The organism is Massilia timonae CCUG 45783 (genome assembly GCF_000315425.1).
In the GTDB taxonomy this organism is placed as follows: domain Bacteria; phylum Pseudomonadota; class Gammaproteobacteria; order Burkholderiales; family Burkholderiaceae_D; genus Telluria; species Telluria timonae.
In genome coordinates, this window is the sequence record NZ_JH992925.1 from 407,732 (window position 1) to 408,391 (window position 660).

At 56.4% G+C, this 660-nt stretch carries 1 protein-coding gene; it reads left to right on the top strand.

Annotated elements, in window-relative coordinates:
* Positions 1-309: choice-of-anchor Q domain-containing protein (locus HMPREF9710_RS22055; protein WP_040777730.1), on the top strand; the 309-nt coding region annotated here is incomplete at its 5' end.
* Positions 310-660: the final 351 nt, after the last annotated feature.

Sequence of the window (660 nt, forward strand, 5' to 3'; positions counted from 1 at the left end):
ATCGTGTACGACAACAAGTACGGCATCTCGGAACAGGGCACCACCGGCAAGGGCAACACGTATAAAAACAACCTGGTCACCAGGAACACGACCTACAACTTCCAGCTGCGTAACGGCCTGACCCATACGGGCACCATCAGCTCGGAACCGCTGTTCGCCGGCTACTCGCGCACCGCGGCAACGCCGGACTACAAGCTGACGATTAGCTCGCCGGCGATCGGTCGCGGCCTGGCGACCTATGCCCCGGCTGCAGACATCGACGACAAGGCGCGCGGCACGGCCATCGACCTCGGCGCTTATCAACACTAAGCAGCACTCAGCAGCACTCAGCAGCACTCAGCAGCACTAAGCAGCACCAGGCAGCATTAGGCGGTCCCGGCTCAACCAGTCCTCGTCGACGGAGCCGGGATTGCCACCCTGCGCATGCGTTTGCATGCGCGTCTCGCGGACAGCGCGCACCGAGCGCGGATCTGCTTTCATACCTCAACACGACCATTCTCTTCCTGCGCCTCGCGGGCCACTTCTGACGAGTATGCAATTTCCATAGGGAAATTGTTCTTTAGAATTTAATACTCCCAGAAAAAATTTCCTAAAAAAGTTGAACTTAGGAAGTTTCCTGCGCTCAAAGGGTTACTTTGTTTAATTAGGGTAAGACACATT